Origin of the sequence: Thermaurantiacus tibetensis (assembly GCF_015354055.1) — a bacterium.
GTDB classification, from domain to species: Bacteria; Pseudomonadota; Alphaproteobacteria; order Sphingomonadales; family Sphingomonadaceae; genus Thermaurantiacus; species Thermaurantiacus tibetensis.
On sequence record NZ_JACHTM010000003.1, the window covers coordinates 19,597 to 44,031 of the forward strand.

General features: G+C 71.4%; 26 protein-coding genes and 1 tRNA gene. 11 read left to right on the plus strand and 16 right to left on the minus strand.

Annotated features, from left to right (window positions below; genetic code table 11):
- Positions 1-26: 26 nt before the first annotated feature.
- On the minus strand, positions 27-1,433 hold the full coding sequence (phnE, locus tag H3H34_RS13635; protein WP_194744927.1) for a phosphonate ABC transporter, permease protein PhnE: 1,407 nt from the start codon (positions 1,431-1,433) through the stop codon (positions 27-29).
- A gap of 62 nt (positions 1,434-1,495) precedes the next feature.
- Complete coding sequence (phnD, locus tag H3H34_RS08785; protein ID WP_194744928.1) at positions 1,496-2,422, minus strand: phosphate/phosphite/phosphonate ABC transporter substrate-binding protein; 927 nt, start codon at positions 2,420-2,422, stop codon at positions 1,496-1,498.
- Between the two features lie 147 nt (positions 2,423-2,569).
- Here phnD and H3H34_RS08790 point away from each other — a divergent pair, with 147 nt between their 5' ends.
- Both H3H34_RS08790 and H3H34_RS08795 read left to right on the plus strand, forming a co-directional pair.
- A complete protein-coding gene (locus tag H3H34_RS08790) occupies positions 2,570-3,946 on the plus strand; it encodes a cytochrome P450 (protein WP_194744929.1) in 1,377 nt (458 codons plus the stop codon).
- The gene (locus H3H34_RS08795; RefSeq protein WP_328831696.1) at positions 3,943-4,929 is read left to right on the plus strand and encodes an alpha/beta fold hydrolase; all 987 of its coding nucleotides are present in this window, start codon (positions 3,943-3,945) and stop codon (positions 4,927-4,929) included. Before H3H34_RS08790 ends, H3H34_RS08795 begins: the two co-directional genes overlap by 4 nt.
- Here the strand turns inward: H3H34_RS08795 and tgt are convergent.
- The 6 genes from tgt to xseB all read right to left on the minus strand — a co-directional run bounded on the left by tgt (position 4,914) and on the right by xseB (position 9,484).
- Positions 4,914-6,026 (minus strand): tRNA guanosine(34) transglycosylase Tgt, encoded by a 1,113-nt coding sequence (tgt, locus tag H3H34_RS08800; protein WP_194744930.1) that lies wholly within the window; start codon positions 6,024-6,026, stop codon positions 4,914-4,916. The two genes, H3H34_RS08795 and tgt, sit on opposite strands and share 16 nt — an antisense overlap.
- Positions 6,019-7,035, minus strand: a complete 1,017-nt coding sequence (gene queA, locus H3H34_RS08805) for a tRNA preQ1(34) S-adenosylmethionine ribosyltransferase-isomerase QueA (RefSeq protein ID WP_194744931.1) — start codon at positions 7,033-7,035, stop codon at positions 6,019-6,021. The genes tgt and queA overlap by 8 nt, the downstream gene beginning before the upstream one ends.
- Before the next feature lie 3 nt (positions 7,036-7,038).
- The gene (locus H3H34_RS08810; protein ID WP_194744932.1) at positions 7,039-7,728 is read right to left on the minus strand and encodes a peptidylprolyl isomerase; all 690 of its coding nucleotides are present in this window, start codon (positions 7,726-7,728) and stop codon (positions 7,039-7,041) included.
- Positions 7,729-7,744: 16 nt separating this feature from the next.
- Positions 7,745-8,272 carry a pantetheine-phosphate adenylyltransferase gene (gene coaD / locus H3H34_RS08815; RefSeq protein ID WP_328831855.1) on the minus strand — a complete coding sequence of 176 codons (528 nt, stop codon included), beginning with the start codon at positions 8,270-8,272 and terminating at the stop codon, positions 7,745-7,747.
- 64 nt (positions 8,273-8,336) lie between these two features.
- A complete protein-coding gene (locus tag H3H34_RS08820) occupies positions 8,337-9,233 on the minus strand; it encodes a polyprenyl synthetase family protein (protein ID WP_194744933.1) in 897 nt (298 codons plus the stop codon).
- A complete protein-coding gene (gene xseB, locus H3H34_RS08825; protein WP_194744934.1) occupies positions 9,233-9,484 on the minus strand; it encodes an exodeoxyribonuclease VII small subunit in 252 nt (83 codons plus the stop codon). The genes H3H34_RS08820 and xseB overlap by 1 nt, the downstream gene beginning before the upstream one ends.
- A gap of 72 nt (positions 9,485-9,556) precedes the next feature.
- On the opposite strand from xseB, the gene H3H34_RS08830 reads away from it, so the two are divergent.
- A complete protein-coding gene (locus H3H34_RS08830) occupies positions 9,557-10,657 on the plus strand; it encodes an NAD(P)-dependent alcohol dehydrogenase (RefSeq protein ID WP_194744935.1) in 1,101 nt (366 codons plus the stop codon).
- Between the two features lie 10 nt (positions 10,658-10,667).
- On the opposite strand, the gene H3H34_RS08835 is transcribed toward H3H34_RS08830, so the two are convergent.
- From H3H34_RS08835 to phaR, 4 genes are all read right to left on the minus strand, one after another.
- Positions 10,668-11,222, minus strand: a complete 555-nt coding sequence (locus H3H34_RS08835) for a cytochrome b/b6 domain-containing protein (RefSeq protein WP_194744936.1) — start codon at positions 11,220-11,222, stop codon at positions 10,668-10,670.
- A gap of 20 nt (positions 11,223-11,242) precedes the next feature.
- A complete protein-coding gene (locus H3H34_RS08840) occupies positions 11,243-11,989 on the minus strand; it encodes a SapC family protein (protein ID WP_194744937.1) in 747 nt (248 codons plus the stop codon).
- A 107-nt stretch (positions 11,990-12,096) separates the two neighbouring features.
- Positions 12,097-13,536, minus strand: a complete 1,440-nt coding sequence (locus H3H34_RS08845) for an FAD-binding oxidoreductase (RefSeq protein WP_194744938.1) — start codon at positions 13,534-13,536, stop codon at positions 12,097-12,099.
- Positions 13,537-13,540: 4 nt separating this feature from the next.
- A complete protein-coding gene (gene phaR, locus H3H34_RS08850; protein ID WP_194744939.1) occupies positions 13,541-14,107 on the minus strand; it encodes a polyhydroxyalkanoate synthesis repressor PhaR in 567 nt (188 codons plus the stop codon).
- Positions 14,108-14,269: 162 nt separating this feature from the next.
- On the opposite strand from phaR, the gene H3H34_RS08855 reads away from it, so the two are divergent.
- Both H3H34_RS08855 and H3H34_RS08860 read left to right on the plus strand, forming a co-directional pair.
- The gene (locus tag H3H34_RS08855) at positions 14,270-15,442 is read left to right on the plus strand and encodes an acetyl-CoA C-acetyltransferase (protein ID WP_194744940.1); all 1,173 of its coding nucleotides are present in this window, start codon (positions 14,270-14,272) and stop codon (positions 15,440-15,442) included.
- 5 nt (positions 15,443-15,447) lie between these two features.
- Entirely contained in the window at positions 15,448-16,041 is a 594-nt protein-coding gene (locus H3H34_RS08860; protein WP_194744941.1) for a hypothetical protein, read from the plus strand.
- A 41-nt stretch (positions 16,042-16,082) separates the two neighbouring features.
- Here the strand turns inward: H3H34_RS08860 and H3H34_RS08865 are convergent, their stop codons facing one another.
- Positions 16,083-16,715: a glutathione S-transferase family protein gene (locus tag H3H34_RS08865; RefSeq protein ID WP_194744942.1), complete on the minus strand. Its 633-nt coding sequence runs from the start codon at positions 16,713-16,715 to the stop codon at positions 16,083-16,085.
- On the opposite strand from H3H34_RS08865, the gene H3H34_RS13315 reads away from it, so the two are divergent.
- From H3H34_RS13315 to H3H34_RS08885, 5 genes are read left to right on the plus strand one after another with little or no spacing between them, the layout of a single operon-like run.
- Positions 16,714-16,881, plus strand: a complete 168-nt coding sequence (locus H3H34_RS13315) for a hypothetical protein (RefSeq protein WP_194744943.1) — start codon at positions 16,714-16,716, stop codon at positions 16,879-16,881. The two genes, H3H34_RS08865 and H3H34_RS13315, sit on opposite strands and share 2 nt — an antisense overlap.
- A complete protein-coding gene (locus H3H34_RS08870) occupies positions 16,878-17,399 on the plus strand; it encodes a GNAT family N-acetyltransferase (protein WP_194744944.1) in 522 nt (173 codons plus the stop codon). Before H3H34_RS13315 ends, H3H34_RS08870 begins: the two co-directional genes overlap by 4 nt.
- Before the next feature lie 57 nt (positions 17,400-17,456).
- Positions 17,457-18,059, plus strand: a complete 603-nt coding sequence (locus tag H3H34_RS08875; protein WP_194745226.1) for a DUF1285 domain-containing protein — start codon at positions 17,457-17,459, stop codon at positions 18,057-18,059.
- Positions 18,043-18,660, plus strand: coding sequence for a CoA pyrophosphatase (locus H3H34_RS08880; RefSeq protein ID WP_235945630.1), 618 nt, complete (start codon positions 18,043-18,045; stop codon positions 18,658-18,660). The genes H3H34_RS08875 and H3H34_RS08880 overlap by 17 nt, the downstream gene beginning before the upstream one ends.
- Positions 18,647-19,837, plus strand: coding sequence for a CCA tRNA nucleotidyltransferase (locus H3H34_RS08885; protein WP_194744946.1), 1,191 nt, complete (start codon positions 18,647-18,649; stop codon positions 19,835-19,837). Before H3H34_RS08880 ends, H3H34_RS08885 begins: the two co-directional genes overlap by 14 nt.
- Here H3H34_RS08885 and H3H34_RS08890 read toward each other — a convergent pair.
- Both H3H34_RS08890 and H3H34_RS08895 read right to left on the minus strand, forming a co-directional pair.
- Positions 19,834-20,763: an aldo/keto reductase gene (locus H3H34_RS08890; RefSeq protein ID WP_194744947.1), complete on the minus strand. Its 930-nt coding sequence runs from the start codon at positions 20,761-20,763 to the stop codon at positions 19,834-19,836. The genes H3H34_RS08885 and H3H34_RS08890 overlap by 4 nt on opposite strands.
- Before the next feature lie 170 nt (positions 20,764-20,933).
- Entirely contained in the window at positions 20,934-21,245 is a 312-nt protein-coding gene (locus tag H3H34_RS08895) for a hypothetical protein (protein ID WP_194744948.1), read from the minus strand.
- Positions 21,246-21,375: 130 nt separating this feature from the next.
- Here H3H34_RS08895 and H3H34_RS08900 point away from each other — a divergent pair.
- A tRNA-Ser gene (locus H3H34_RS08900) sits at positions 21,376-21,467 on the plus strand.
- A gap of 483 nt (positions 21,468-21,950) precedes the next feature.
- Here H3H34_RS08900 and H3H34_RS08905 read toward each other — a convergent pair.
- Positions 21,951-24,422 carry a S8 family peptidase gene (locus tag H3H34_RS08905; protein WP_194744949.1) on the minus strand — a complete coding sequence of 824 codons (2,472 nt, stop codon included), beginning with the start codon at positions 24,420-24,422 and terminating at the stop codon, positions 21,951-21,953.
- Positions 24,423-24,435 lie beyond the last annotated feature (13 nt).

Genomic DNA, 24,435 nt, shown 5'->3' on the forward strand with positions numbered 1-24,435 from the left:
ACTTTTCACTCTAAGGTCGTGGAGATCTAGCCGATGCGGGCGCGGGCCCAGGCGCTGAACGCATCCACCGCAATCACGGCGAGTGCAAGAAGGGCAAGAATGGCCCCCACCACGTGCCAGTTCGACCAGTCGACGGCGAGCTTCAGATCATGGCCGATTCCGCCGGCGCCGACGATCCCGAGCACCGAGGCCGCCCGCACATTATATTCCAGCATGAAGAGCACCGATCCGGCGAGCGCGGGGAGCGCGACCGGCCAGACCGCGTGGACGAAGCGCTTCATGCCCGAGGCGCCAAGCTCGGCCAGCGCGCCGGCAGCGGACGTCTCCGCTCCCTCGAACGCCTCGTAGAAGAATTTGGTGAGATAGCCGAGCGAATAGGCGACGAGGCCGAGCACGCCGGCCATGGCGCCAAGCCCGACCGCCGCCACGAACAGCAGCGCCCAGACGATCGAGGGCACCGCGCGCCAGAGGTTGAGGGCCGCCCTGACCGGCCAGCCGAGCCAGGGCGGCACGATGTTGCGCGCCGCGAGCGCCGCCAGCGGCAGGGCGAAGACGGTGGCGAGCACCGTGCCGAGCACCGCCATCCGCAGCGTGTCGAGGAGCGAGCGGGCAAGCTCCCCCCACGGGATCTCGTCCATCTGGGCTGGGGTGGGGACGAGCCGGGCGAGGAAGCGCAGCGCCTCGCCGAACGCACCCTCGAAGGTGGCGGGGGCGCCGGCCATCACGCCCCAGGAGAGGGCCACCGCGACGCCGGTCAGGACAAGGAAGCCGAGGCTCGACGGAAGGCGCGGCGGCGGAGCTGCGACAGGCGTCGGAAACGGCGGCGCCCCGGCCTGACCCGGCGCCGCCCCGCGCGCCACGTGGCCCGCCTGGAGCCGCACGATGGTGTCGGCATGGGCTTCCGCGAGTGCGACATCGTGAAGGACGGAGACGAGGGTGAGGCCCCGCTCTCGCCGGAGCTCGTCGAGAAGGCCCATGATAGCCGCTGCATTGGCCGGGTCGAGGCTCGCGACCGGCTCGTCGGCGAGCAGGATGTCGGGGTCCTGCATCAGCGCGCGGGCAATGGCGACGCGCTGCGCCTCCCCGCCCGAGAGCGTCCTGACCGGCGCGTGGAGCCGGTGGCCGAGGCCGACCCGCCGCAGCAGCGCCTCGGCGCGCTGGCGCTCGGCCGGCGGGAAGCGGAAGGACTGCCAGAGCGACACGCGGCCGAGGCAGCCATGCAGCACGTTCCGCAGCGCCGAGGCGCGCGGGACGAGCCGAAGGTCCTGGTGGATTCGCGCGACGCGGCCGCCGATCTCGACCCGGCCGGCCGACGGCGCAAGCCGCCCGGCGAGCACCGCGACCAGCGACGACTTGCCCGAGCCCGACGGGCCGATGAGGGCGACATGGGCGCCCTGCGGCACCTCGAGATCAACGCCGGCAAGCGCGCGCACGGGGCCGCTGGGCGCGGGATAGTCGAGGACGAGCCCGGAGGCCCGGATGGCGACGGGCGCGGCTATTTCACCAGCCCCGCGATGGGCAGGCCGGTGCGCTCGATGGCGCGGACGGTGGCCGCCACGTGCCGGTTCTCGTCGACGATGGCGAGACCGGAGGCGCCGTAGACGTCGGAGAGAAGCGCCGGGCTGGTCTTCGTCAGGTCGAGGAGCGCCGCCTGCACCGCCTTCGCCTCGGCCGGCGTGAGCGCTGACGAGACGGCGACGCAGTGGGTGGGCACGCCCGGCGTGCGGGCGAGGATGCGAAGCTCGGCCTGCTTCGCCTCGGGCAGGTAGACCGTGCGCTTCGGCCCCTCGACGGTGTAGTCGGAGACGGCGCAGACGTCGCCCCGGCCCGCGAGCAGCTGCTCGAGCGCCTGGGTATAGCCGCCGGCATAGGCGACGGACCGGAACGCCTCCTCCGGGGGCTGCTTCGGCTTCAGCATCCCCTCCGCGATCATCCGGTCGTAGGGGAAGACGAAGCCCGAGGTGGAAGTGTTCGAGGTGAAGACCATGCGCAGCGACTTCGCCTGCCGCTTGAGGTCGGCGAAGCTCCTGAGCGGGCTCGCCTTCGGAACCACGAACACGCTGTCATAGTCGGTCCGCGCGCGCCCCTTCGTGTCGGTGCGCACCTCGGCGAGGATGAGCCGCGCGCCGCCGTCGCGGCGGGCGAGCAGGAAGGGCAGCGAGGAGAGCCAGGCGATGTCGGCGCGGCGCGAGACAAGGGCCTGGACCGAGGCCGCATAGGCAAGCGGCACCAGCACCTCGACCGGGCGGCCGAGGCGCTGCGTGAGGGCCGCCGTCATGTCGTCGGCGGCCTTGCGGATCTGTGCCGGGTCCTTCTGCGGCTGGAAGGCAAAGACGAGCGGGCGGGGCTGGGCGCCGAGCGGGCCGGCGAGACCAAGGCCTGCAGCAGCGAGAACGGAACGGCGATCGAAGGCGTGGGGCAAGGCGCGTCCTTCCTGAGAACGGCTCGCAGTTACTCGCGCGGCCGCGGCTCTGCAAGCGGTTTTGCCGCGCCGGCGGTGCACGGCTTCGCGTTGAAGCCCGGCGCAAATGTGCGTATATCCCCTCCGCACTTTTCGGGAGGCGCGCCGATGAACGTTCCGGTCCGTGCGGAGGAGGTCTACCCGGCGCTCGCGCCCGTCACCTTTGCGCAGCTCGCCCATGTGCCCGGGCCGCCCCCCGCCCGGTTCCGGACGCTCAGGACCCTCCAGTTCCTTCGCGACCCGCGCGGCACGGTCAACCGGCTGGCGGCCACCTATGGCCCCGTGTTCCGCCGGCAGGACAATTTCGGCTGGGGGGTGACCCTGCTCGGGCCCGAAGCCAACGAGCTCGTGCTGTTCAACAAGGACCGGATCTTCTCCTCGAAACTCGGCTGGAACCCGGTGCTCGAGCGGCTGTTCCCGAACGGCCTCATGCTCATGGACTTCGAGGAGCACCGCGTCCACCGCAAGACGCTCTCGGTCGCCTTCAAGCCGGCCCCGATGAAGGCCTATCTCGGCGGGCTGACGGAGGGGATCGACCGCACGGTGGCGGGCTGGCCAACCGACGCGCCGATGAAATTCTACCCCGCCATCAAGGACCTGACGCTCGATCTTGCCGCCGGCTGCTTCCTCGGCGTGCCCTGGGGCCCCGAGGCGCGCGAGATCAACCGCGCCTTCATGGACATGGTGCTCGCCGCAGTTGCCGTCGTGCGCAAGCCCCTGCCCTTCACCCAGATGCGGCGCGGCGTGAAGGGCCGGGAATATATGTCGGCCTATTTCGCCCGCGAGATCCCGAAGCGCCGCGGCCGCACCGCCGACGACATCTTCACCCAGATCGTCAACGCCGAGGACGAGAACGGCAGGCTGCTTTCCGACCAGGAAGTCATCGACCACATGAACTTCCTGATGATGGCCGCGCACGACACGCTGACCTCTTCGCTGACCTCGCTCGTCTACTTCCTCGGCATCAACCCGGAGTGGCAGGAGCGCCTGCGCGAGGAGGTAGACGGCGTGCGCGCCCGGCATGGCGAGCGGCTTCCGCACGAGGCGCTCGGCGAGCTCGAACTCGTCGAAATGGCGTTCAAGGAGGCGCTGCGGCTGGTGCCCCCGGTGCCGATGATCCCGCGCCGGGCGCTCCGCGACTTCGAGTTCATGGGCTACCGGATCCCGGCCGGCTCGGGCGTGGGGGTGAACCCGATGTACACCCACATGATGCCCGAGCACTGGCCCGACCCGGAGCGGTTCGACCCCCTGCGCTTCACCACCCAGATGTCGGCCAACCGCCACAAATATGCCTGGGTGCCCTTCGGCGGCGGTGCCCACATGTGCCTCGGCCTCCACTTCGCCTACATGCAGGCCAAGGCCTTCATGTTCCGCCTGCTCTCCGACCGGCGGATCGTGCTGCCGCAAGGCTATCGCGCCGAGTTCCGGATGGTGCCGATCCCGCGACCGAAGGACGGGCTGCCCGTTTCGCTGCCGCGGCGGTGAGGAAGCTCCTCGCCGGCCTGGCGGTCGTCGCCGGTCTCCTAGTCGCCGCCTTCCTCGCCGTCCGCACGCCCGACATCCCGGCCGAGGTGCTGCGTGCACGCTACGCGAACGCCGCCTCGCAGTTCCTGGACCTTGCGCCGGGCTTCGCCGTCCACGTCCGCGACGAGGGTCCGCGCGACGCGCCCGTCCTCCTGCTGCTCCACGGCTCCAATGCCTCGCTCCACACCTGGGAGCCGTGGGTCGAGCGCCTGGGGCAGGACTATCGGGTCGTCACGCTCGACCTCCAGGGCCATGGGCTGACCGGCCCCATCCCTTCCGGCTGCTACACGGGCAGCTGCATGGCCGAGACGGTGGAGCGGGTCCGCGCCCGGCTCGGCATCGAGCGGATGGCGGTGGGCGGCAACTCGATGGGCGGGCTGGTCGCCATCCGCTATGCGCTCGCCCACCCGGAGCGCGTGTCGGCCCTCATCCTCGTCGATTCCGCCGGCGCGCAGTTCCGCAACGGCGGCAGCCGGCCGCTCGGCTTCCGCATCGCCGCCATGCCCGGCGCACGCACGCTCGCCGAGCAAATCACCCCGCGCGCCATGATCGCGCGCTCGCTTGACCAGTCGACGAGCGTCAAGGCCGCCGCCACGCCCGAGAAGGTGGACCGCTACTGGGAGCTTCTCCGCCACCCCGGCAACCGCGCGGCCACCATCGCCCGCTTCGCCGCGCCGCGCGAACCCTTCGGCGCCGAGACGCTGAAGCCGCTTGCCGGGCTTCCCGTCCTCATCCTCTGGGGCCGGGAGGACCGGCTCTTTCCGCCGGAAGCCGCCGCGTGGTTCAAGGCGGCGCTGCCGGAGGCCGAGCTCGTCATCCTCGACGGCGTCGGCCACATCCCGCAGGAGGAAGCGCCCGATGCCAGCGCCGAGGCCGTCCGCGCCTTCCTCGAGCGCCACGCGCCGACGCCCGCGCGCATCCGCGCGCTTCAGTCGCCCGCCTGAGTCCAGCCGCGGGCGAAGGCTTGCGCCCGGCCCTCGGCGATCGCCGCCCGCAGGCCGGCCATCATCTGCTGGTAGTGCCAGAGGTTGTGCTCGGTCAGCAGCATGGGCCCGAGCATCTCGCCGGCCTTGAACAGGTGGTGGAGATAGGCGCGGCTGAAGCGCGCGCACACCGGGCAGGCGCAGCGCGGGTCGAGCGGGCCCTCGTCCTCGGCGAAGCGGGCGTTCCTGAGGTTGAGCGTTCCGCCTCGCGTGAAGGCCTGGGCGGTACGGCCCGAGCGGGTGGGGAGCACGCAGTCGAACATGTCGACGCCGCGCAGCACGGCGCCGAGGATGTCGGCGGGCTTGCCAACGCCCATCAGGTAGCGCGGCCGGTCGGGCGGGAGCTGTTCCGGCGCATAGTCCAGCACCTCGAACATCGCCTGCTGGCCTTCGCCCACGGCGAGCCCGCCGATGGCATAGCCCTCGAAGCCGATGTCGACGAGCCGCTCGGCCGATTCGCGCCGAAGGTCCTCGAAGAGCGCGCCCTGCTGGATTCCAAAGAGCGCAGCCTGTCCCGGATCGGCGAGGAAGGCGTCGCGCGAGCGCCCTGCCCAGCGCATCGAGAGCTGCATCGACCGCGCGGCCTCATCGCGGGTCGCCGGGTGCTTCGTGCATTCGTCGAAGGCCATCACGATGTCGGAGCCGAGCAGCCGCTGGATTTCGATCGAGCGCTCAGGGCTCACGAAATGGCGCGAGCCGTCGAGGTGGGAGCGGAACTCCACCCCTTCTTCGCTCACCTTCGCAAGCGGGCCGAGGCTCATCACCTGGTAGCCGCCGGAGTCGGTCAGGATGGGGTGGGGCCACGCCATGAAGCGGTGGAGACCGCCAAGCCGTGCCACCCGCTCGGCGCCCGGCCGCAGCATCAGGTGGTAGGTGTTGGCAAGCAGGATGTCGGCGCCCGAAGCGCGCACGTCGGCCGGCTTCATGCCCTTGACGGTGGCCGCCGTTCCCACCGGCATGAAGGCGGGTGTGAGGATCGGCCCGCGCGGCGTCTCGAGCGTGCCGAGGCGCGCCCGCCCTTCGGTGGCATGAACCGTGAACCGGAACGCCTCAGCCATGGGGCAGAAGGAGCGAGGAGTCCCCGTAGCTGTAGAAGCGGTAGCCGTTGCGGACGGCGTGGGCGTAGGCGGCCTGCATCCGCTCGAGGCCCATGAGCGCCGAGACCAGCATGAAGAGGGTCGATTTCGGCAGGTGGAAGTTGGTCATGAGCCCGTCGATCGCGCGGAAGCGGTAGCCCGGAGTGATGAAGAGGTCGGTGGTGCCGGTGAACGGGTCGAGCCCCGAGGCTTCGAGGAGGCGAAGCGAGGTGGTGCCGACGGCGAGGATCCGCCGCCCTTCGGCCTTGGCACGCCTGAGCCGCGCGGCCACCTCGGGCGAAACGCTTCCCCACTCGGCGTGCATCCGGTGGTCCTCGGTGCGGCTGGCCTTGACGGGAAGAAAGGTGCCGGCCCCGACGTGGAGCGTCACCGTCTCGCGGACGATGCCGGCGGCGTCGAGCCGGGCGAGCAGCTCGGGCGTGAAATGGAGCCCGGCGGTCGGCGCCGCAACCGCGCCATCCTTTGCGGCATAGACCGTCTGGTAGTCGGCGCGGTCGCGGGCGTCGATGGCGCGGCGGCGGGCGATGTAGGGGGGAAGCGGCATGGCGCCGGCACGCTCCAGCGCCACTTCGAGCGGCCCGTCGCAGTGGAAGCGCCAGTGGACCTCGCCGTCGGCAAGCTTCTCCACCACCTCGCCTTCAAGGGCCCCGCCGAAGTCCACTCGATCGCCCGCCTCCAGGCGCCGGGCGTTGCGAACGAAGGCGCGCCACTCGCGCGGCCCAAGGCGCAGGTGCAGCGTGACATCGATCGTGGCGGTCCCCTTGCGCCCGGCGAGCTGGGCCGGGATGACGCGGGTGTCGTTGAAGACGAGCACGTCGCCGGGGCGGAGCAGCGCCGGCAGGTCGCGGACCACATGGTCGGAGACGCCAGCGGGTGTCACCTTGAGGAGGCGGGCGGAATCGCGCGGCGAGGCCGGCCGCAGCGCGATCCGGTCCTCGGGCAGGTCGAAGTCGAAGGCGGCGACCTCCACGGCTCAGGGCCGAGGGGGGGCAGGCGGGGGCGGCAGCGCCGAGGGCCGCAGGTCGGCCGGAAGCGCCGCGGCGGGTTTCGGGAAGGCCGGCGGCGGCTTGCCGTCGGCGGCGATCGAGGCCTGGAGGATCCGCGCCGGGTCGGCAGGCGGCTCGCCGCGGGGAATGGCATCCACCCATTCCATGCCCGCAATCACCCGGCCGAACACCGTGTACTGGCGGTCGAGCCGGAGCACGGGGGCGAAGGTGATGAAGAACTGGCTGTTGGCGCTGTCCGGCTCCTCGGTGCGCGCCATCGAGACGGCGCCGCGCATGTGCGGCAGGTTGTTGAACTCGGCCTTGAGGTCGGGGAGGTCGGAGCCGCCCTCGCCGGTGCCCTTCGGGTCTCCGGTCTGCGCCATGAAGCCGTCGATCACCCGGTGGAAGATGAGGCCGTCGTAGAAGCCGCGCCGAACCAGCGTCTTCACTCGCTCGACATGGGCGGGCGCGGCGTCGGGCCGGAGCAGGATGGTGACGCGGCCGCCGGTCGAGAGGTCAAGGTAGAGGATGTTCTCCGGGTCCTTCGGGTCGGGACGGGGAGCGGGGCTGGCAGGCGCCCCGGCGGCGGCCGGTGACGCCTGGGGCTCGGCGCGCAGGGCGCCCGGCAGGAGCCCGGCCGCGAAGGCAGCCCCGAGGAGGAATGCGCGACGGCGCATCGGAGCGGGCGCTGGCTCAGACAGGGGCGTTGGCCCGGCGCGACGTCACCCCGTTCGCAGCCAGCCGGGCGTAGACGTCGGCTGCGATCGCCGGGCTCACGAACCGGTCGATGGCACCCCCGTAGCTCGCGATCTCCTTCACAAGGCGCGACGCGATGGGCTGGAGCGCGACGTCGGCCATCAGGAACACGGTCTCGATGGTGCTCGAAAGCTGCTGGTTCATGCCCGCCATCTGGAACTCGTACTCGAAGTCCGCAACGGCCCTGAGACCGCGGATGATGACCGAAGCGCCGACCGACTCGGCGAAATGGATGAGAAGCGCGTCGAACGGGACCACCTCGACGTTCGGCAGCGCGGCCGTCTCGCGCCGGACGTGCGCGACGCGCTCGTCGAGCGTGAAGAGCGGCGACTTCGAGGGGTTGGTGGCAACGCCGATGACCAGCCGGTCCACGAGCTTCGCCCCGCGGCGGATGATATCCATGTGGCCCAGCGTGACGGGATCGAAGGTGCCGGGATAGACGCCGGTTACGGTCTTCTGCGCGATCGTCACTGGCCGCTCCTCCCTCGCCGCGCCCCTCGACCCGATCCCCGCTCGTCGCCCGTCACGCTCAATGGTCGCGCTCGATGGCGAAGCGGGCGATGCCGCGCAGCAGGTCGGCCTCGGCGCCGAAGCCCTGCAGGTGGTGGATGGCCTGGTCGATCAGCATCTCCGCCTGGGCGCGGGCGCGCTCGACCCCGAGGAGCGAAACGAAGGTGGACTTGCCGCGCGCCTCGTCCTTCCGGAGCGCCTTGCCGGCCGCGGCCGCATCGCCCTCGACGTCGAGAAGGTCGTCGGCGATCTGGAAGGCAAGGCCGAGGTCGCGGGCGTAGCCGCGGAGCTTCATGCGGAGCGGCTGCGGCACCTTCCCCATGATGGCGCCCGCCTCGCAGGAGAAGCCGATGAGCGCACCCGTCTTCAGCTGCTGGAGCCTTGTCGTCGTCGCGAGGTCGAAGCACGCGCCCTCGGCGGCCAGATCCATGGCCTGGCCTCCGGCCATGCCGGCCGGCCCCGAAGCCCGCGCCAGCTCGAGCGCAAGCTCGGCGCGGACGAACGGATCCTCGTGCGTTGCCTCGTCGGCGATGAGCTCGAAGGCAATGGCGAAGAGCGCGTCGCCGGTCAGAACGGCGGTCGCCTCGTCGAACGCCCGGTGCACCGTCGGCTTGCCGCGCCGGAGGTCGTCGTCGTCCATGCAGGGGAGATCGTCGTGGACGAGGCTGTAGACGTGGACCGCCTCGATCGCGAGCGCCACGCGCATCGCCCGCTCCCGGTCGACATGGAAGAGATCACAGCTTGCCACCACGAGCAGCGGGCGCATGCGCTTGCCGCCGCCGATGATGGCGTGGCGCATCGCCTCGTAGAGGCGGGCGCGCGGATCGTCCGGCACGGCCAGCAGCCGGTCGAACCGGGCGTCGACCTGCTCGCCGATGGCATCGAGCACCGGCTGGAGCTGAACCCCGGGGCGCATCAGGAGGCGAACGGCCGTTCTCCGGCCGGCATGCCGTCGGCACCGATCTGGAGCTCGCGGATGCGGGCCTCGGCGCTGGCGAGCCGCGCCTCGCACAGGCTCTTCAGCCCCTGGCCTTCCTCGTAGAGCGCAATCGCCCGCTCGAGCGGCACGTCGCCGGACTCGAGCTCCCGCACGATTGCCTCCAGGCGCTTCAGCGCCTCCTCGAAGCTCAGCTCCCGTTCGCCCTCGGAACCCACCGGCCGTCCCATTTCGCTTGCCTCCGCCCTTTGGACGGGGGCACCATGGGGGTCAAGCGCAGACGAACGGGGAGGAAGCGCGCCATGGCGGCGATGACGGTGGCGGCAGTGGTGGAGCGTGGCCAGCCCTTCGCCCTCCTCGAGGCCGAGCGGCCTTCGCCCGGCCCGGGCGAGATCCTCGTCCGCATCAAGGCCGCCGGCATCTGCCACACCGACCTTGCCATCCGCGACATGGAGCTCGGCACGCCGCTGCCCATGGTGCTCGGCCACGAAGGCGCCGGCATCGTCGAGGCCGTTGGCGCCGATGTCGAGGGCTTCGCGCCCGGCGACCGCGTCGCCCTCTCCTACGACAGCTGCGGCCGCTGCCCCGTCTGCGCCGAAGGGGCCCCGCAATATTGCGCGGAATTCGCGCTCAGGAACATCTCCGGCCTGGGCCCCGAGATGCAGCCCCGGCTGCGCCTGCCGGATGGCCGCCCCCTGTTCGCGAGCTTCTTCGGCCAGTCGAGCTTTGCCGCCTTCGCGCTCTCGCGGCCACGCAACACGGTCAAGCTGCCCGATGCGCTACCCTTCCACCTCGCCGCACCGCTCGGCTGCGGCATGCAGACCGGCGCCGGGGCCATCCTCAACACGCTTGCGGCCCGCCCCGGCCAGTCGCTTGCCGTGCTCGGCGCTGGCGCCGTGGGCCTTGCCGCCATCATGGCGGCCCGGTGTGCCGGCATGGACCCGATCGTCGCGGTCGACCGCGTGCCGGCGCGGCTCGAGCTTGCGCAGGAGCTGGGTGCCACCCACGGGCTCCTCTCGGGCGACCGGCTCGCCGCCGACCTCGCCGCCATCCGCCCCGGCTTCGATGCGGTGCTCGACACGACCGGCGTGCCGGCGCTCGTCGAGACCGGAATCGCCGCGCTCGGCACGCGCGGCACCATGCTGGTGCTCGGCATCTCGCCTCCGGGTGCGGAGGCCCGTTTCGCGCTTGCGGGCTTCCTCGGCGGCAAGCGCATCGTCGGGCTCATCGAGGGCGACGCCGACCCGCAGGTCTTCGTGCCCCACCTCGCCGCGCTCCACCTCGAGGGCCGCTTCCCCCACGACCGGCTGGTCGAGACCTTCCCCTTCGCCGAGATCAACGCAGCCGCGCACGCCATGGAAAGCGGGCGGACGGTCAAGCCCGTGCTCCTCTTCCCGGACTGAGGCGGAGGCGTCAGCCGCGGCGGTGCCAGCGCGGCCACATCCGGCCGAAGGCGTCGTCGCGGTCGAGGAGCTCGTGCTTCAGCGCGGCTGCGACCTGGAGGAGCAGGAGGCCGACCATGGCCGAGGCGAGCGCGGCGTGGGTGGCGCCCGCAGCGGTCGCGAGGGGCGGGTCGTGGCCAAGGGGCAGCGCGGGAATGCGGGCGAGCCCGGACCGGGCCGAGACCATGATCCAGCCGGCAAGCGGGAGGGCCAGCAGCAGCAGGTGGAAGCCCCCGTGCGCGGCCCTCGCCAGCCGCCGCTCGGTGGGCGTCATGTGCCGAGGCAGCGGCGGCAGGCCCTCGGCGAGCCGCAGCAGCAGGCGGAGGAGCGCAAGCGCGAGCACCACGAGCCCCAGCCACTGGTGAAGCCCGAGGAGCTCGCGGCCGAGGGCCCGCGCACGGGCGTCTTCCGCGCCGGCGAGGTCGGCGGCGACGAACCCGCCGCCGAGGTTCAGGAGCACGAGGAGCGCGATCGCCCAGTGGAGCGCGATGGCGGGCGCGGAATAGGGGCAAGGGTCAGCCGCCACCGGGCGCCCGCTCGCGCCGCTCAGGCCGCCGCGCGCGCCTGCATGTCGGCGAAGAGCTCGCGCATCTGCCCCAGCGAGAAGAGGTGCGCGTAGATGAGGCCCATCATGCCGTTCTGCACCATCTTGCGGGCATGGTCCCCGCGGATGTTCTGGAGCTTCTTCTCGTTGACCATGCGGAAGCCGGAGAATTTGGCCGGCTCGGGCATGTCGGGGTTCTGGATCGAGGCCTCGCCGTCCATCAGCAGGCCCAGCCTGTTGAGCTCCTCCATGAAGCCGCGGGTGCGGGCGACGGCCGCCTCGAACTCCTCGCAGAACTTCAGGATGCCCTTGGTGAGCTCGGAGGGCTCGGTGCCGTCGAAGAGCTTCTGCTCACCATCCTCGGCAACGAGGCCCCAGCTGTCGTCGAAGACGAGGCTCAGCACCTGGGCATCGGGCTGGAGGCGGGCCAGCATGAACGGGTGGCGGCGGATGTAGGCGGGCACGTAGGCGCGCGGGCGCCACTGGCCGTCCGGCTCGATGAACAGGTTCTCGCCCTCGCGCAGGCCGACCAGCGCGAGCGGCACGGGCACTTCGTCGGTGCCGAAGACGATGGGGTAGAAGCGCTGGGCGAGCGCGAACTCGTCGACCGTGATGGGCACGGCGTGCGTGTCGCGGGCGAAGGCCAGGTCGGTGCGCGGCTTCAGCCCCCAGCTCCCGTGCATCTCGGTGTTGAGGGGCACGAGGTTGCGGTAGAAGAGGGGAAGCTGCGGTTGCGGCTGGCTGGCCATGAGAACGGGACCTCTGTTGCAGGGCTGGGCGGGCCGCGATGGGGGTGCGGCGAACGCGCGCGGCTCTAGCGCCCGGCCAGTGCGGATGGCAAGCGCCGCCCGCCGGATCAGAGCGGCAGCTTGCCCGGGTTCATGATGCCGGCCGGATCGAGCGCGGCCTTGATGGCGCGCATGGCGGCAAGCCGCCCCGGGTCGCCGAGACGGGCGAGCTCGGCGGCCCTGGCGGTGCCGATGCCGTGCTCGGCCGAGATGGTGCCGCCGAAGCGGACGACAACATCGTGCAGCAGCCGCCGCGCCGCCTCGCCATGCTGCGCGAGCCAGCTGCCGGCGTCCGCCCCCGCCGGTGGGCGCAGGTTCCAGTGCAGGTTACCGTCGCCGAGGTGGCCGAAGACGAGCGGCCGCGCGCCCGGGAAATGCTGCGCGACCGCCTTGCGCGCGGCCGCATCGAACGCCGGCACGTCGGCGACGGCGACCGCCACGTCGTTCTTGAGCGAGGGGCCGTCCGCCTTCTCGGCCACCGGCAGCTCCTCCCGCAGCGCCCAGAGCGCCTGCGCCTGCGCAAGCGTTGCCGCAACCGTGGCATCGCGCACCTCGCCAGCCTCGAGCGCGGCAGCAAGTACGGCCTCGAGGCGCGCAGCAAGCGGCGCTTCCGGGTCGACGTCGGTCAGCTCGACGAGGCAGTGGAACGGCGCCGGCGTGGCAAGCGGCGCACGCGCGGAAGGCACGTGCGCCAGCACAAGGGCCAAGCCCTCGTCTCCCATGAGCTCGAACGACTCGACCCGCTCGCCGACAGCGCGGCGCAGCCGGGCGAGAAGGGCGAGCGCCGCGGTCATGTCGGGCACGCCAGCCCAGGCGACGGCCGAGACCGCGGGCGCGGGCACGAGCCGCAGCGCGGCCGCCGTCACGATGCCGAGCGTGCCCTCCCCGCCGATCAGCAGCTGCTTCACGTCGTAGCCGGCAGTGTCCTTCCGGAGCGGCTTCAGCTGGTCGAGGACGGTGCCGTCGGGCAGCACGGCCTCGAGGCCCAGCACGAGGTTGCGCATCGTGCCGTGGCGCAGCACCTGGGTGCCGCCAGCGTTGGTCGAGACGAGACCGCCGATGGTGGCCGAGCCCTTTGCGCCAAGGGAAAGCGGGAACATGGCGCCGGCCGCGCGCGCGGCCTCGTGCACGTCGGCGAGGATCGCGCCGGCCTCGGCGACGAGGCTGAGGCCCGCCGGATCGACGGCGCGGATCCGGGCCATGCGCCGCATCGAGACGAGGATCGTCGGCCGGCCGGAGGCGGGCTCGGGGACGGAGCCGCCGACGAGGCCTGTGTTGCCGCCCTGCGGGACGAGCGCTGCCCCATGCGCGCGGGCAGTGCGGACGAGCGCGACGACCTCGGCCGTCGAGCGCGGCAGGGCCAGAAGATCGGCCACGCCACGCTTCGTCCCGCGCCAGTCAAGGAGGTGGGGGGCGAGCCGCTCCGGATCGGCGGTGACGAGACCGGGCGGCAGGGACCCGGCGAGCGCCGCAACCGGGTTGCCGCTGGCGGCCGGTGCACTCGCCACGGGCTCAGCCCCCGGCGATGCGGTCGAGCCTGGCCTTCAGCTCGCGGAGTTCGGCGCGCAGCGACTCGAGGTCATCGGCCTCGGCCCGCTGCGCCGGAGGGGAAAGCAGGGGGTTCGCGTTGCGCCACATGTCGGCTGCGGCCTGCATCATCTGCATGTTCTGCCGGACGAGGGCCTCGAAGGCGGTGGATGCGGAGACGTTGCCGCCCATCAGCCCCTCGAAGGCGGAGCGGAACTGCTCCTGGTTGCGCCGGAACGCCTCCATCGACGCCTCGAGGTAGAGCGGCACCACCGCCTGCATCTGGTCCCCGTACATGGCGATGAGCTGGCGCAGGAACGAGACCGGCAACATGGTGCTGCCTCGCGTCTCCTCCTCCAGGATGATCTGGGTCAAGACATTGTGGGTGATGTCCTCGCCCGACTTGGCGTCGATCACCTTGAACTCGCGGCCCTCCCGCGTCATCGCCGAGAGATGCTCGAGCGTGATGTAGGAGGAGGTGTCGGTGTTGTAGAGGCGGCGGTTGGCGTACTTCTTGACGATGACCGGTTCCGCTCCGCTCCGCTCCGCCATCTGCACGGCCCTTCCGCTTGCTGAGTGGGCCCCAAGGCCCAGTTGCGAGCGCCTAGCACGCGCAGCATGGAAGCGCAAAGCCCGGGCAGCGCGAACGGCCGCGCTTTCCAGCCCCCGCTCGAGCGACTAGAGCAGCCGCGGCTTCGAGCGAGGAGGACGAGAATGGTGGACGTGGTCATCACCGCCGCGCGGCGCACCGCGGTCGGCAGCTTCATGGGGAGCTTCGGCACCACGCCGGCGCACCTGCTCGGCGCCGAGGTCATCCGCGCGGCGCTTGCCGACAGCGGGGTGGAGGGAGCCGAAGTCGGCGAGGTCATCATGGGCCAGGTGCTGACCGCCGCCCAGGGCCAGAACCCGGCGCGCCAGGCGTCGATGGCCGCCGGCGTGCCGCAGGAGGTGCCGGCCTGGGGGGTGAACCAGGTGTGCGGCTCGGGGCTGCGGTCGGTCGCGCTTGCCGCCCAGGCAATCCGCAACGGCGACCACAAGGTGATGGTGGCAGGCGGACAGGAATCGATGTCGCTGTCGCCGCATGCGCAGGCGCTCCGCGCCGGCACCAAGATGGGCGCGCTCGAGCTCGTCGATACCATGATCAAGGACGGCCTGTGGGATGCCTTCAACGGCTACCACATGGGGATCACCGCCGAGAACATCGCCGAACGCTACCAGATCAGCCGGGAGGCGCAGGACATGTTCGCCGCCCGCTCGCAGAACCGCGCGGAAGCCGCGAAGAAGGCCGGCCGGTTCAAGGACGAGATCGTTCCCGTGACGGTGAAGGGCCGCAAGGGCGACACCGTGGTCGCGGAAGACGAGTATATCCGGGAAGGCGCAACCGTCGAGGCCATGGCGGGCCTCAAGCCCGCGTTCAGGAAGGACGGCACGGTCACCGCCGCCAACGCCTCGGGCCTCAACGACGGCGCGGCGGCGCTGGTGCTGATGTCGGCCGACGAGGCCGCCCGCCGCAACGCGCCGGTGCTGGCCACCGTCAGGAGCTGGGCCTCGGCCGGGGTGGACCCTGCAGTCATGGGCCTGGGGCCCGTGCCGGCCAGCCGCATGGCGCTCGCGAAGGCCGGCTGGTCGGTTGCCGACCTCGACCTCGTCGAGGCGAACGAGGCGTTCGCCGCGCAGGCGCTGGCGGTCGGGCAGGAGCTCGGCCTCGACCCGGAGACGCTCAACGTGAACGGCGGGGCCATCGCCATCGGCCACCCGATCGGCGCCTCGGGCGCGCGCATCCTCGTCACCCTCCTCCACGAGATGCAGAAGCGGGACGCGAAGCGGGGCCTGGCCACGCTGTGCATCGGCGGCGGCATGGGGATCGCGCTCACGGTCGAACGCTGAGGCCGATGCCGGGCGAGGCCGAGGCGGGCACCGTTGCCGGCACGCTGGCGAGGCCGGCGCCGCTTCGGCCGGTCGCGCCTGGCCCGGCGGAGACGGTGCTGTGGGAGGGGCGGCCGTCGCTCGGGGCCGGGCGGCTGTTCGAGCTCCTGTTCCTGCTGGTGCTCCTCGGCCTGCTCACCTGGACGGCGGTGCTCCTCATCGCGCCGCACCTCGGCGGCTCCGCCTTCGCCGGCCAGCCGGGGCCCGAGGCGCTCCCGGTCATCCTCCTGCTCGTCATCGGCACGGTCATCATCATCGCCCTTCCGGTCTGGCTGCGCGCCTCGGCCCGCGGCCGGGCACGCTACATGCTGACGAACCGGCGCGCCCTCGTGTGGCTCGGCCGCTCGGTCATCGGCGAGGCGATCCTGTTTGGGGCGGAGATGGAGGTGACACCGACGGGTGTCGGCTTCTGGTCGCACGGGCTCTATCTTGACTGGCGCCTCAAGGACGAACGCCCCGACCAGCTCCGCTTCGAGCGCCTGGCCGACCCGGAGACGGTGGCCGCCATCGCCGAGGCGCAGGGCGCGCGGCGGCTGCCGCCACCGGAGGCCGGAGCCTGACGCGAGGCACCCGGGCCATGGCCCGACGCCTCCCGCGAGGATCAGGCCGCGGTGCTGGGCCGCGCCTTCATCCGCGCCCGGTAGGCGGCAAGGTGGGGGTGAGCTTCCTCCACCCGCAGGCCCACCCAGCGGGCGAAATCGAGCGTCACGATCGCCGTGATGTCAGCGACCGTGTAGCGGTCTCCGGCGACGAAGGGGCTGTTGGCCAGCCGCGCCTCCAGCATGTCGAGGAAGGCGCGGGCAAGCAGGAGGCCACGTTCGGCAAGCGCGGGGATTTGCGCGGTCGGCGGCCCGGCGCCCGGTGCGGCGCGCGCGGCGAAGGCCGGCCGGCTGTTGCGGAAGGCAGCCGCCACGTTGAACATGCCCTCGAACTCGATCCGCCGCTGCCACGCCTCGATCCGGGCGATCTCGAGCGGGCTGCGGCCGAACAGGTCGGGCTCGGGCACCAGGGCCTCGAAGTAGCGGCAGATGGCGATCGACTCGTCAAGGATGCTCCCGTCGTCGAGGACGAGGGTGGGCACCACGCCGCGCGGATTCACCGCGAGATAGGCGGGCGCGAGGTTCTCGCCCTTCTCGATGTCCACCTGCTCCATCGGGATGGTGATGCCCTTCTCGGCAAGGAAGATCCGCACCCGGCGCGGATTGGGGGCAAGCGTCATGTCGTAGAGCTTCATGTCCCTTCCCTTCGCGAGCGACCTGCCCTATGGGCGCGAGCATGACGCGGGTCCACCTCTCCTTCCTGCGACGCGGCTGACCGCCGCGCGCATGGTCGCGCGCGGCGGGCGGGCGGCTGGCGGCCGTCCGGGCGAGGCGCTGAACCAGGAAGGACCGAGAGGATGATCATCAGGGGCCGCACCCCTTCGGATACGCGGGCAATCGAGGCACTCGTCGACCGCTGCTTTCCCCCGGAGCGCCGCCGGCGCACCGCTGCCCTCCTGCGCGGGGGCTCCACGCCGATTGCGTCCCTCAGCTTCGTTGCCGAGGACGCAGACCGGATCGTGGGCAGCGTTGCCTGCCACCCCATCCGCTGGGAGGGGCCCGGCGGCGCCTGGCCGCTGGTGCTCCTCGGCCCGCTCGTCACTGCGCCCGAGCGGCGGGGCGAGGGCATCGGCAGCCTGCTCATGGCGCACGCCGTCTCGGCGCTGGACGGGTGCGGCGACGACTGTCTGCTCGTCGGCGACTTGCCCTACTATGGCCGCTTCGGGTTCCGCGAGGCGCCGGCAGCGTCCTGGGAGCTTCCCGGGCCGGTCGAGCCGGGGCGGCTGCTCCTCCGTTCCGGCCAGCCCGAACGCTGGGCAGGGCCCGCGCGGGTCGGCGCGGCTGCACCTTTCGCCATGCCTCGGGCGCATGCGGCCTGAGCCCCGCCGGCCGTGGCGCGCTTGAACGGCCCGTCGGTCTCGGGCAATCCGAAGCCCATGACCGAAGGCTCGACCGACGCGCCGATCCGGCCCGAGCTGCCCGCGCTTGCCAGCATGTCGCTTGCCGAGGTCGCCCGGGCGGCCGCGGAAAAGCGGCTGCCCCCGGTCGAGCAGTGGACGCCTGCGCACTGCGGCCATTCCGACATGCGGATCGCCCGCGACGGCACTTGGTTCCACGGCGGCACGCCCATCGGCCGGCCGGCCCTCGTCAGGCTCTTCTCGACGATCCTCCGCCGCGAGCCCGACGGGCGGTTCGTCCTGGTAACGCCCGTCGAGAAGCTCGACATCGACGTCGAGGATGCCCCGCTCCAGGCCGTCGAAGTGAAGAGCGAGGGCAGCGGGCGCGAACGCACCCTCGCCTTCCGGCTCGCGACCGACGAGATCGTCATCGCCGGCCCTGCGAACCCCCTCACCTTCCGCCCGGATCCCGACGGCACTCCCAAGCCCTATCTCCACGTGCGCGGCACCATCGGCAACGGGATCGAGGCGCTCATCGCCCGGCCGGTCTTCTACGAGCTTGCCGAATGGGCGCTCGCCGAGGCGAGGGATGGCCCGCCCGGGCTCTGGAGCGGTGGCGCCTTCTTTGCCTTCCCTGCTTGAGCGGCTGGAAGCGCGCCTGCGGCAGCCGGGCCGTCCGCAGGTGCGGGGGGACTGGGACTTCGGCTTCGCCGAGCCCCCGCCCGATGCGCCGCCCGTGCCCGCGGCCGTGCTGGTGCCTGTGCTCGCCCGCGCCGAGCCCAGCCTTCTGCTGACCGAGCGCACGCCGCACCTTCGGCGTCACGCAGGGCAGGTCGCCTTCCCCGGCGGCCGGATCGACCCCGCCGACCCCGATGCCGTCGCGGCCGCGCTCCGCGAGGCCGAGGAGGAGGTAGGCCTCCCGCCGGCCCTCGTCCGGGTGCTCGGCAGCGGCGACCGCTACCTGACGGGCACCGGCTATGCGGTGACCCCGGTGGTCGGCCTGCTCCCGCCCGACCCGCCGCTCCGCCTGAACCCGCATGAGGTGGCCGCCGTCTTCGAGGTGCCGCTCGGCTTCGTGCTCGACCCGGCGAACCACCAGCTCCGGGAAGCGGAGTGGCAGGGCCGCATGCGCCGCTTCTACGTCATCGAATGGAACGGCCGGTCGATCTGGGGCGCAACCGCAGCCATGCTCGTCAACCTCGCGCACCGGCTAGCCGGGGAGGCGGGCGATGACGCGGGTTGACCCCGCGCTCTGGCTGGCCCGGCCGCGGATGGAGCGGCTGCTCGGTGCGCTGGCCGCAGCGGAAGGCGCCACCCGCGTGGTGGGCGGCGCAGTGCGCGACGCGCTCCTCGGGCTACCTGTGGCGGACATCGACTTCGCGACGCGGCTGGTACCCGACGAGGTGATGGCGCGCCTTGCCGAGGCCGGTCTGAAAGCCGTGCCGACCGGGCTTTCCCACGGCACGGTCACGGCGGTCGCCGGCGGCATCGGCTATCAGGTGACGACTCTGAGGCGCGACGTCGGCACCGACGGCCGCCACGCCCGGGTCGTCTTCACCCGCGCATGGGAGGAAGACGCCGCCCGTCGCGACTTCACGATCAACGCCCTCTACGCCGACCCCCTCTCAGGGGAGGTCACCGACTTCTTCGGCGGCACTGGGGATCTTGCCGCACGCCGGGTGCGCTTCATCGGCGACCCGCTGCTGCGCATCGCCGAGGATCATCTGCGGATCCTGCGCTTCTTCCGCTTCTCGGCCCGCTACGCCGACCGGCTCGACCCCGAAGGCCTTGCCGCCTGCGCTGCCCGCGCGAACGACCTCAAGGCGCTATCGCGCGAGCGTGTGCGCGACGAGCTGCTGAAGCTCCTCGAGGCGCCCGACCCGGCGCCCACGGTCGAGGCGATGGTGGCGCACGGCGTGATGGCGGCCTTCCTGCCCGAGGCCGCAGACGTCGCACGGCTACGAGCGCTGCTCGCGGCGGAGCGCCGGGCGGGCGCCCGCCCGGCCGCCCTGCGGCGGCTGGCTGCCCTCCTGCCCGAGACTCCCGCCCTCGCCGCCGAGGTTGCAGCACGGCTCCGGCTGTCGAATGCCGAGAAGGCGCGGCTCGTCGCGCTTACCACCCCCGGCGCAGTCCCCGAAGACCCCCGCGCGCTCGCCTACCGGGCGGGCGGCGCGGTCGCTGCGGACCGGATGCTGCTCTTGGGCGATGCGCGCGCAGCCCGCTGGCTCGAACCGCTTGCCGCCTGGGAGCGCCCGTCCCTTCCGCTCACGGGCAAGGACCTGATCGCGCTTGGCCTGCCGCCCGGCCCTGAGGTCTCCCGCACGCTCGCCGAAGTGGAGAGGGACTGGATCGCGGCCGGCTTCCCGGAAGATCGCGAGGCGGTGCTGGCCCTCGCGCGACACCGGCTGGAGCAGGGCTAGCGATCGGGCTCGCCGCCCGGCAGCCGCTCGCCACGCGCGGCCTCGTAGATCCGGTACCAGTCGGCCCGCTCGAGCTTCACGCGCGCGAAGGCCGGTGCGGCCAGCAGTTCGTCCGGTTCCTGCGTGCCAAAGAGCGGCACGGCACGGCTCGCGTGCGTGGCGACGAAGGCGGCGGCAACCGCTGCCCGGCTCACCCCCTGCTGCCCGGCGATCGCGTCGAGCGCGCGGAGCGTCGCCCGCGCCGTCACGCTGGCGGCGAGCCCGGGCCGGTCGCCGATCTGGCCCTCGGCAAGCGGCGCGGACGCAAGCACCGTCGCCCCGAGCTCCATCGCGCAATCAAGCGCGCCATCGGCAATCGCGTCGATGTCAAGCGCGGAGAAGGGGAGCTCGACGACCGCGAGCGGCACGTCGAGCCATTTCGCAAGCGCGCGCAGCCGACTTGCCGGGTGATTGGCAACGCCCACGGCCGTGGCCAGCCCGCGCGCCACGAGGCGGGCGAGCGCTGCCGCCGTCTCGCGCGGGTGGGAAAGCAGGTCGGCACGCTGGAGGAGGAAGAGGTCGGCACGCGGCCGGCCGAGCCTGTCGAGTGCCGCGACGAGCCCGGCCTCGAGGCTGTCGGCCCGGCTGTCGTAGACGGGGCCGGGGGCGACGCCGCCGCGGACGGCAAGGCACCAGCCTTCGGCGAGATCCGGCTTCTGGGCGAGCACGGCTCCGAGCAGCGCGGTGGCCTCGCCGAAGCGGCCACCGGGGCCGGTCGGCAGGTCGCCGACGCACACGAGGCCGAAGCCGGCGCTCCGCGCAGCCCCGAGCGCGGGGACGAGGGCCTCGGGGGCAAGCCCAGGGCGGGGCCGGAGGTTCCAGGCCAGCGGCGCGAACGCCGGTCCCCCCGGTGCCAGCGGGCGCGGCGCGAGATCGGGTGTCAGCATCGTTCCGCCACATGGCAGAGCGGCCGCCGGGTGACGAGAGGCAAGCCGCACCTGCCGCTGCGACCGGCGAACGAGCCGCCGCGCACCTGCTCCCGGGCCATCCTGCCTCGCCCGGTCCCGTCGGCCCGTCCGGTCGCCCTCCCCTTCGGCTCCCCTCCCCGCCGGTGTCCCTAGTCCCGGCGGCCGCCGCGACCGATGAGGCGCACGAGTGCAAGGTCATCCACGGGAAAGACGTGGCTCCACCCCTCGCGCCGCGTGGAGGCCTGGGCGATGGGCCCCGAGAGGCGCACGCGGATGGCGCCGCGCACCACGGTGCCCGAGCGCAGGTGGAGGTCGACCGCCTCGACGTTGGCCGACTGCAGGGCCGACCAGGCGGCAAGAAGAAGGGCCGGCCCGGTCGCAGGCGGCGGCGCCTCCCGCTCGCCTTCCGGGTCGCGGGCCGCGATGGCATCGAGAAACTGCCTGTGCCCGGAGAGATCCATCGGCCGCCACCTCGCAAGCCCGGGTTACGGCGGCAGGGGCGCGGGGTTTATGGCCCGACATGCGGGCCGGAGCGCGGCTGTTGCCCCCTTCTCCCCGTCTCCCTATAGGCCTTGGGGCCAAGGCGCTCCGGGAGTCGTGGGTGAGTGGCTGAAACCAGCGGTTTGCTAAACCGCCGTACGGGGATACCCGTACCGAGGGTTCGAATCCCTCCGACTCCGCCAGAACAGACTAAAGGATTGATATTAAATAAGAAAACGACCCCGGTTCGAATCCCGGTTTCCTCGGACGTGAGCGTCGAACATCTAAAATTCCGTCGGTTCCACAGCGTGTTGACCGGTTGCTTGCGGTTGCGCGACGTGCACGGCGTCATCCAGCACAATCCATTCCTTGGCGGTCGAGGCCGGTGCCGAGTGTGGGCAAATTTGTGGGGGAGAAACACGGCTGTGGACAAGGTCCGCCAGTGCTCCAACCGGGCTACCGGGAGCGCCGGGATGCCATGGAACCGGGCCCCTCGACCGCCTCTCCGGGCCGCACTCGGCAGCGCATGGACGTTGGGATCTGCACAAGCCGCCGGTCCGTTCTGCACTTCCGCTTCCACCATTGGCGGTGTGTCGTTGCTCTGATTGAGAGCCGCCGTGCAGCCAGCTCGCTTAGAAGGGCATGTCGATGACAGTTCCAAGCGCCTAGAAGCTTTCGAGAATCTTTTAGGTCTCGATTGGGACGGCGATCTGCGCTTCGACCGGCGTGTAGATGTCAACGTCTACACCAGGCACACGGATCGTCACGATAAGCGAGTAGCGCGCATGCGCATTGACGCGCTCTAGGTAGGGCTTCTCCTTCCACCATCCACCTACTGGATAGACGCCGATCGCGTCTCGGTTCGCCAAGTCAGCCGCAGTACCTCGCCAAAGATCCGAATGCACAGACCCGACGTCGCGTGCAGCGCCCAGGAGCCAGTTGTCGCCGCCTCCGCCACCGGCTGCAGCATCTTCTTCCTCCTCACGGGCCGCTTGGTTGATCCGCGCTCTGAACTCGTTCAGCGACTCGGTCGCCAACTTGATACGGAAACGCAATCCGTGCGAAGCGTAGCGGTGGCGACGCGTCCAGCCTCGCTCGCCTGGGTTCGGTTCGACAAAATAGGACAAGGTCGCTCGAAGCTCGACTTGCGCGGCGCCGAGGGCAGCCAGTTCCGCGCGCGGCCAGGGCAGGCTATGGAGCTTCATGTCACGAGTCTTGGGTCTCCCGCCGTCCTCGCACTGGAACGGCTGAAGCTCGTCCTCAACCAGCAGGGTTAGGTCATTGCGCGCGGACCGCAGCGCCCGGCTAAGGTCCGGTACGCCATAGCCATAGCGCCGAAGCAAGGCATGAATCTGGCGTTTGCGCCCCCCGCATGCATTGATCCGAGCCCACATCGGATCGGTCCACTCGGCTGAGTGAATGATCAGCCCGCGCACGGTCTCCGGCCAAAGCTCAGGTCGCTCAGCGAGGATCATGCCGGCCATATTGGCGGCAAGCGCGGCGCCAGCGCTCGTATCGCTCAAGGTCGTGAAGTGCCGCAGCTCCGGTCGGTAAAAGGTAGTCAGCAGCTGGAGGTCATCGATCCCCTCGCCGGGATTGCGGCCGTCGTGCGCGAGATTCCCGCCCTCGAACACCACGTCCGGTTTGATCGGCCACTGGCTGTCCCAAGGGACTGAGGTCCGACTGCGCGGCGAAAGCTCGCCCGCCGGCGCGATCGGCCGCCAGCCCGCAAACGTCGGGTCGATGATGTCGACCTTCTCCGTGAAGGCGCCGACGGTCAGGGCGTTCCAAGCCTGAGCCGGATCATCGATAGGCTCGACGTCATTCCGAACCAAGTAATCGCCGGGGGTAAGATCGACCGCGATATTGCCAGCCGACAGGACGATAATCCGCCGATCAGGCTCCTCGAAACAAAGCTGATCGACCGCGGCTGACCATGAGGAGGGGCGACCGCGCGAAATCGTGGTGCTCGTCACCGCGCACGCGACGACTCGCTTGCGTCGGGGTGCCTGGACCTCGGCTCTCGCGATCGCCTCGCCCGTGATCGCCCCATAGAGTTCAGGATCATTCGCCTGCGCTTCAGGCGGCAGGATACGGACACTCTCCAGCCGAAAGGGCAGCGCCACGGCTCGTGTCCCGGTCAGGACCGGGGCGAGATCGCCATAGAGTGCCACTCCCGCCATTCGGGTCCCATGCCCCTGCCAGGCAGGCGTATCGTCAGGGCCCCAGGCGGGATTGATCGTGTGCCAATCACTAGGCGCCAACGCGGGATTGATCAGCGGGTGCGTACGCCGCACTCCGCTGTCCAGCAGGCAGACTGCCACCGACGCGTTCGCGTCGGGTGGCTCCAGCCGCTCCAGAACCTCCTCGCTCCAGGCGCGCTGCTCGGCTCCGCCAAGTCCGAGAAAGAAGGCCGGTGTGTCCTTGCCTCGGCGAAGCTCGGCCACTACGTCACTGTGCGCGACCAGCCGGTCGAGCGTGGCGCTGTCGGCAAGCGCCAGCATGACCTCCCGCTCGGGGAACTTCACGGCATGAGCTTTCAGGCCGCAGTTTAGGGCGTTGGCCAGGCGCTCGAAGGCCTCCCGACGCCCCTCCCGAAGCCAGACTTCCCACCAGACCCGCTCCTGCGGGTTCTTCGGGAAGAGGCGCTCCTCGTCGGTGAAGAGCGAACGTGCGTTGGCGAGCCGCACCGTCTCCATGCGCGTGACTAGCGGCTCGTTCCGGGGCCGGCCTTTGGCAGTTTCCTTGTCGCGATAGTCCCGCACCTTGTTGAGGTAATAGTCCTCGGCGCGCTTGGGGACGAAGACGGATGCTGTGATCGGTTGGCCTGGATCGCCCTCGCGGACTGCCACCACCTCCATGAGCTTGCGACGGTCGGCAAGCTGGTCGATCACCGCTCGCTCGCCCGCCGGCACCACCACTTCGAGGTAGAAGCCCGGCGTCCCCGCCGCGAGGCCGGCATCGCGATCCGCCAGCTGGCGACGCGCCGCGTCGAGCGCGGTTCCGATGGCTGCTTCTAAAGCCGCTGCATGCAAGGCCCGGTCACGCGCCGGCAAAGCCGGCGCGTCCATCTTTCGGTTTGGACGACGATAGGGCTCTACCGCGCCTCGGCCATGGATGAAGAGATGCGGGCGATCCCGCGGAAACTCATCCGCCATCACTCACTCGCCG

Excerpts from the sequence above, each read along its gene's own strand:
- H3H34_RS08790 (WP_194744929.1), top strand. The coding sequence starts at position 2,570 with ATGAACGTTCCGGTCCGTGCGGAGGAGGTCTACCCGGCGCTCGCGCCC.
- tgt (WP_194744930.1), bottom strand. The coding sequence starts at position 6,026 with ATGGCTGAGGCGTTCCGGTTCACGGTTCATGCCACCGAAGGGCGGGCG.
- H3H34_RS08810 (WP_194744932.1), bottom strand. The coding sequence starts at position 7,728 with ATGCGCCGTCGCGCATTCCTCCTCGGGGCTGCCTTCGCGGCCGGGCTC.
- H3H34_RS08820 (WP_194744933.1), bottom strand. The coding sequence starts at position 9,233 with ATGCGCCCCGGGGTTCAGCTCCAGCCGGTGCTCGATGCCATCGGCGAG.
- xseB (WP_194744934.1), bottom strand. The coding sequence starts at position 9,484 with ATGGGACGGCCGGTGGGTTCCGAGGGCGAACGGGAGCTGAGCTTCGAG.
- H3H34_RS08830 (WP_194744935.1), top strand. The coding sequence starts at position 9,557 with ATGGCGGCGATGACGGTGGCGGCAGTGGTGGAGCGTGGCCAGCCCTTC.
- H3H34_RS08840 (WP_194744937.1), bottom strand. The coding sequence starts at position 11,989 with ATGGCCAGCCAGCCGCAACCGCAGCTTCCCCTCTTCTACCGCAACCTC.
- phaR (WP_194744939.1), bottom strand. The coding sequence starts at position 14,107 with ATGGCGGAGCGGAGCGGAGCGGAACCGGTCATCGTCAAGAAGTACGCC.
- H3H34_RS08855 (WP_194744940.1), top strand. The coding sequence starts at position 14,270 with ATGGTGGACGTGGTCATCACCGCCGCGCGGCGCACCGCGGTCGGCAGC.
- H3H34_RS08860 (WP_194744941.1), top strand. The coding sequence starts at position 15,448 with ATGCCGGGCGAGGCCGAGGCGGGCACCGTTGCCGGCACGCTGGCGAGG.
- H3H34_RS13315 (WP_194744943.1), top strand. The coding sequence starts at position 16,714 with ATGTCCCTTCCCTTCGCGAGCGACCTGCCCTATGGGCGCGAGCATGAC.
- H3H34_RS08865 (WP_194744942.1), bottom strand. The coding sequence starts at position 16,715 with ATGAAGCTCTACGACATGACGCTTGCCCCCAATCCGCGCCGGGTGCGG.
- H3H34_RS08870 (WP_194744944.1), top strand. The coding sequence starts at position 16,878 with ATGATCATCAGGGGCCGCACCCCTTCGGATACGCGGGCAATCGAGGCA.
- H3H34_RS08875 (WP_194745226.1), top strand. The coding sequence starts at position 17,457 with ATGACCGAAGGCTCGACCGACGCGCCGATCCGGCCCGAGCTGCCCGCG.
- H3H34_RS08885 (WP_194744946.1), top strand. The coding sequence starts at position 18,647 with ATGACGCGGGTTGACCCCGCGCTCTGGCTGGCCCGGCCGCGGATGGAG.
- H3H34_RS08890 (WP_194744947.1), bottom strand. The coding sequence starts at position 20,763 with ATGCTGACACCCGATCTCGCGCCGCGCCCGCTGGCACCGGGGGGACCG.
- H3H34_RS08895 (WP_194744948.1), bottom strand. The coding sequence starts at position 21,245 with ATGGATCTCTCCGGGCACAGGCAGTTTCTCGATGCCATCGCGGCCCGC.
- H3H34_RS08905 (WP_194744949.1), bottom strand. The coding sequence starts at position 24,422 with ATGGCGGATGAGTTTCCGCGGGATCGCCCGCATCTCTTCATCCATGGC.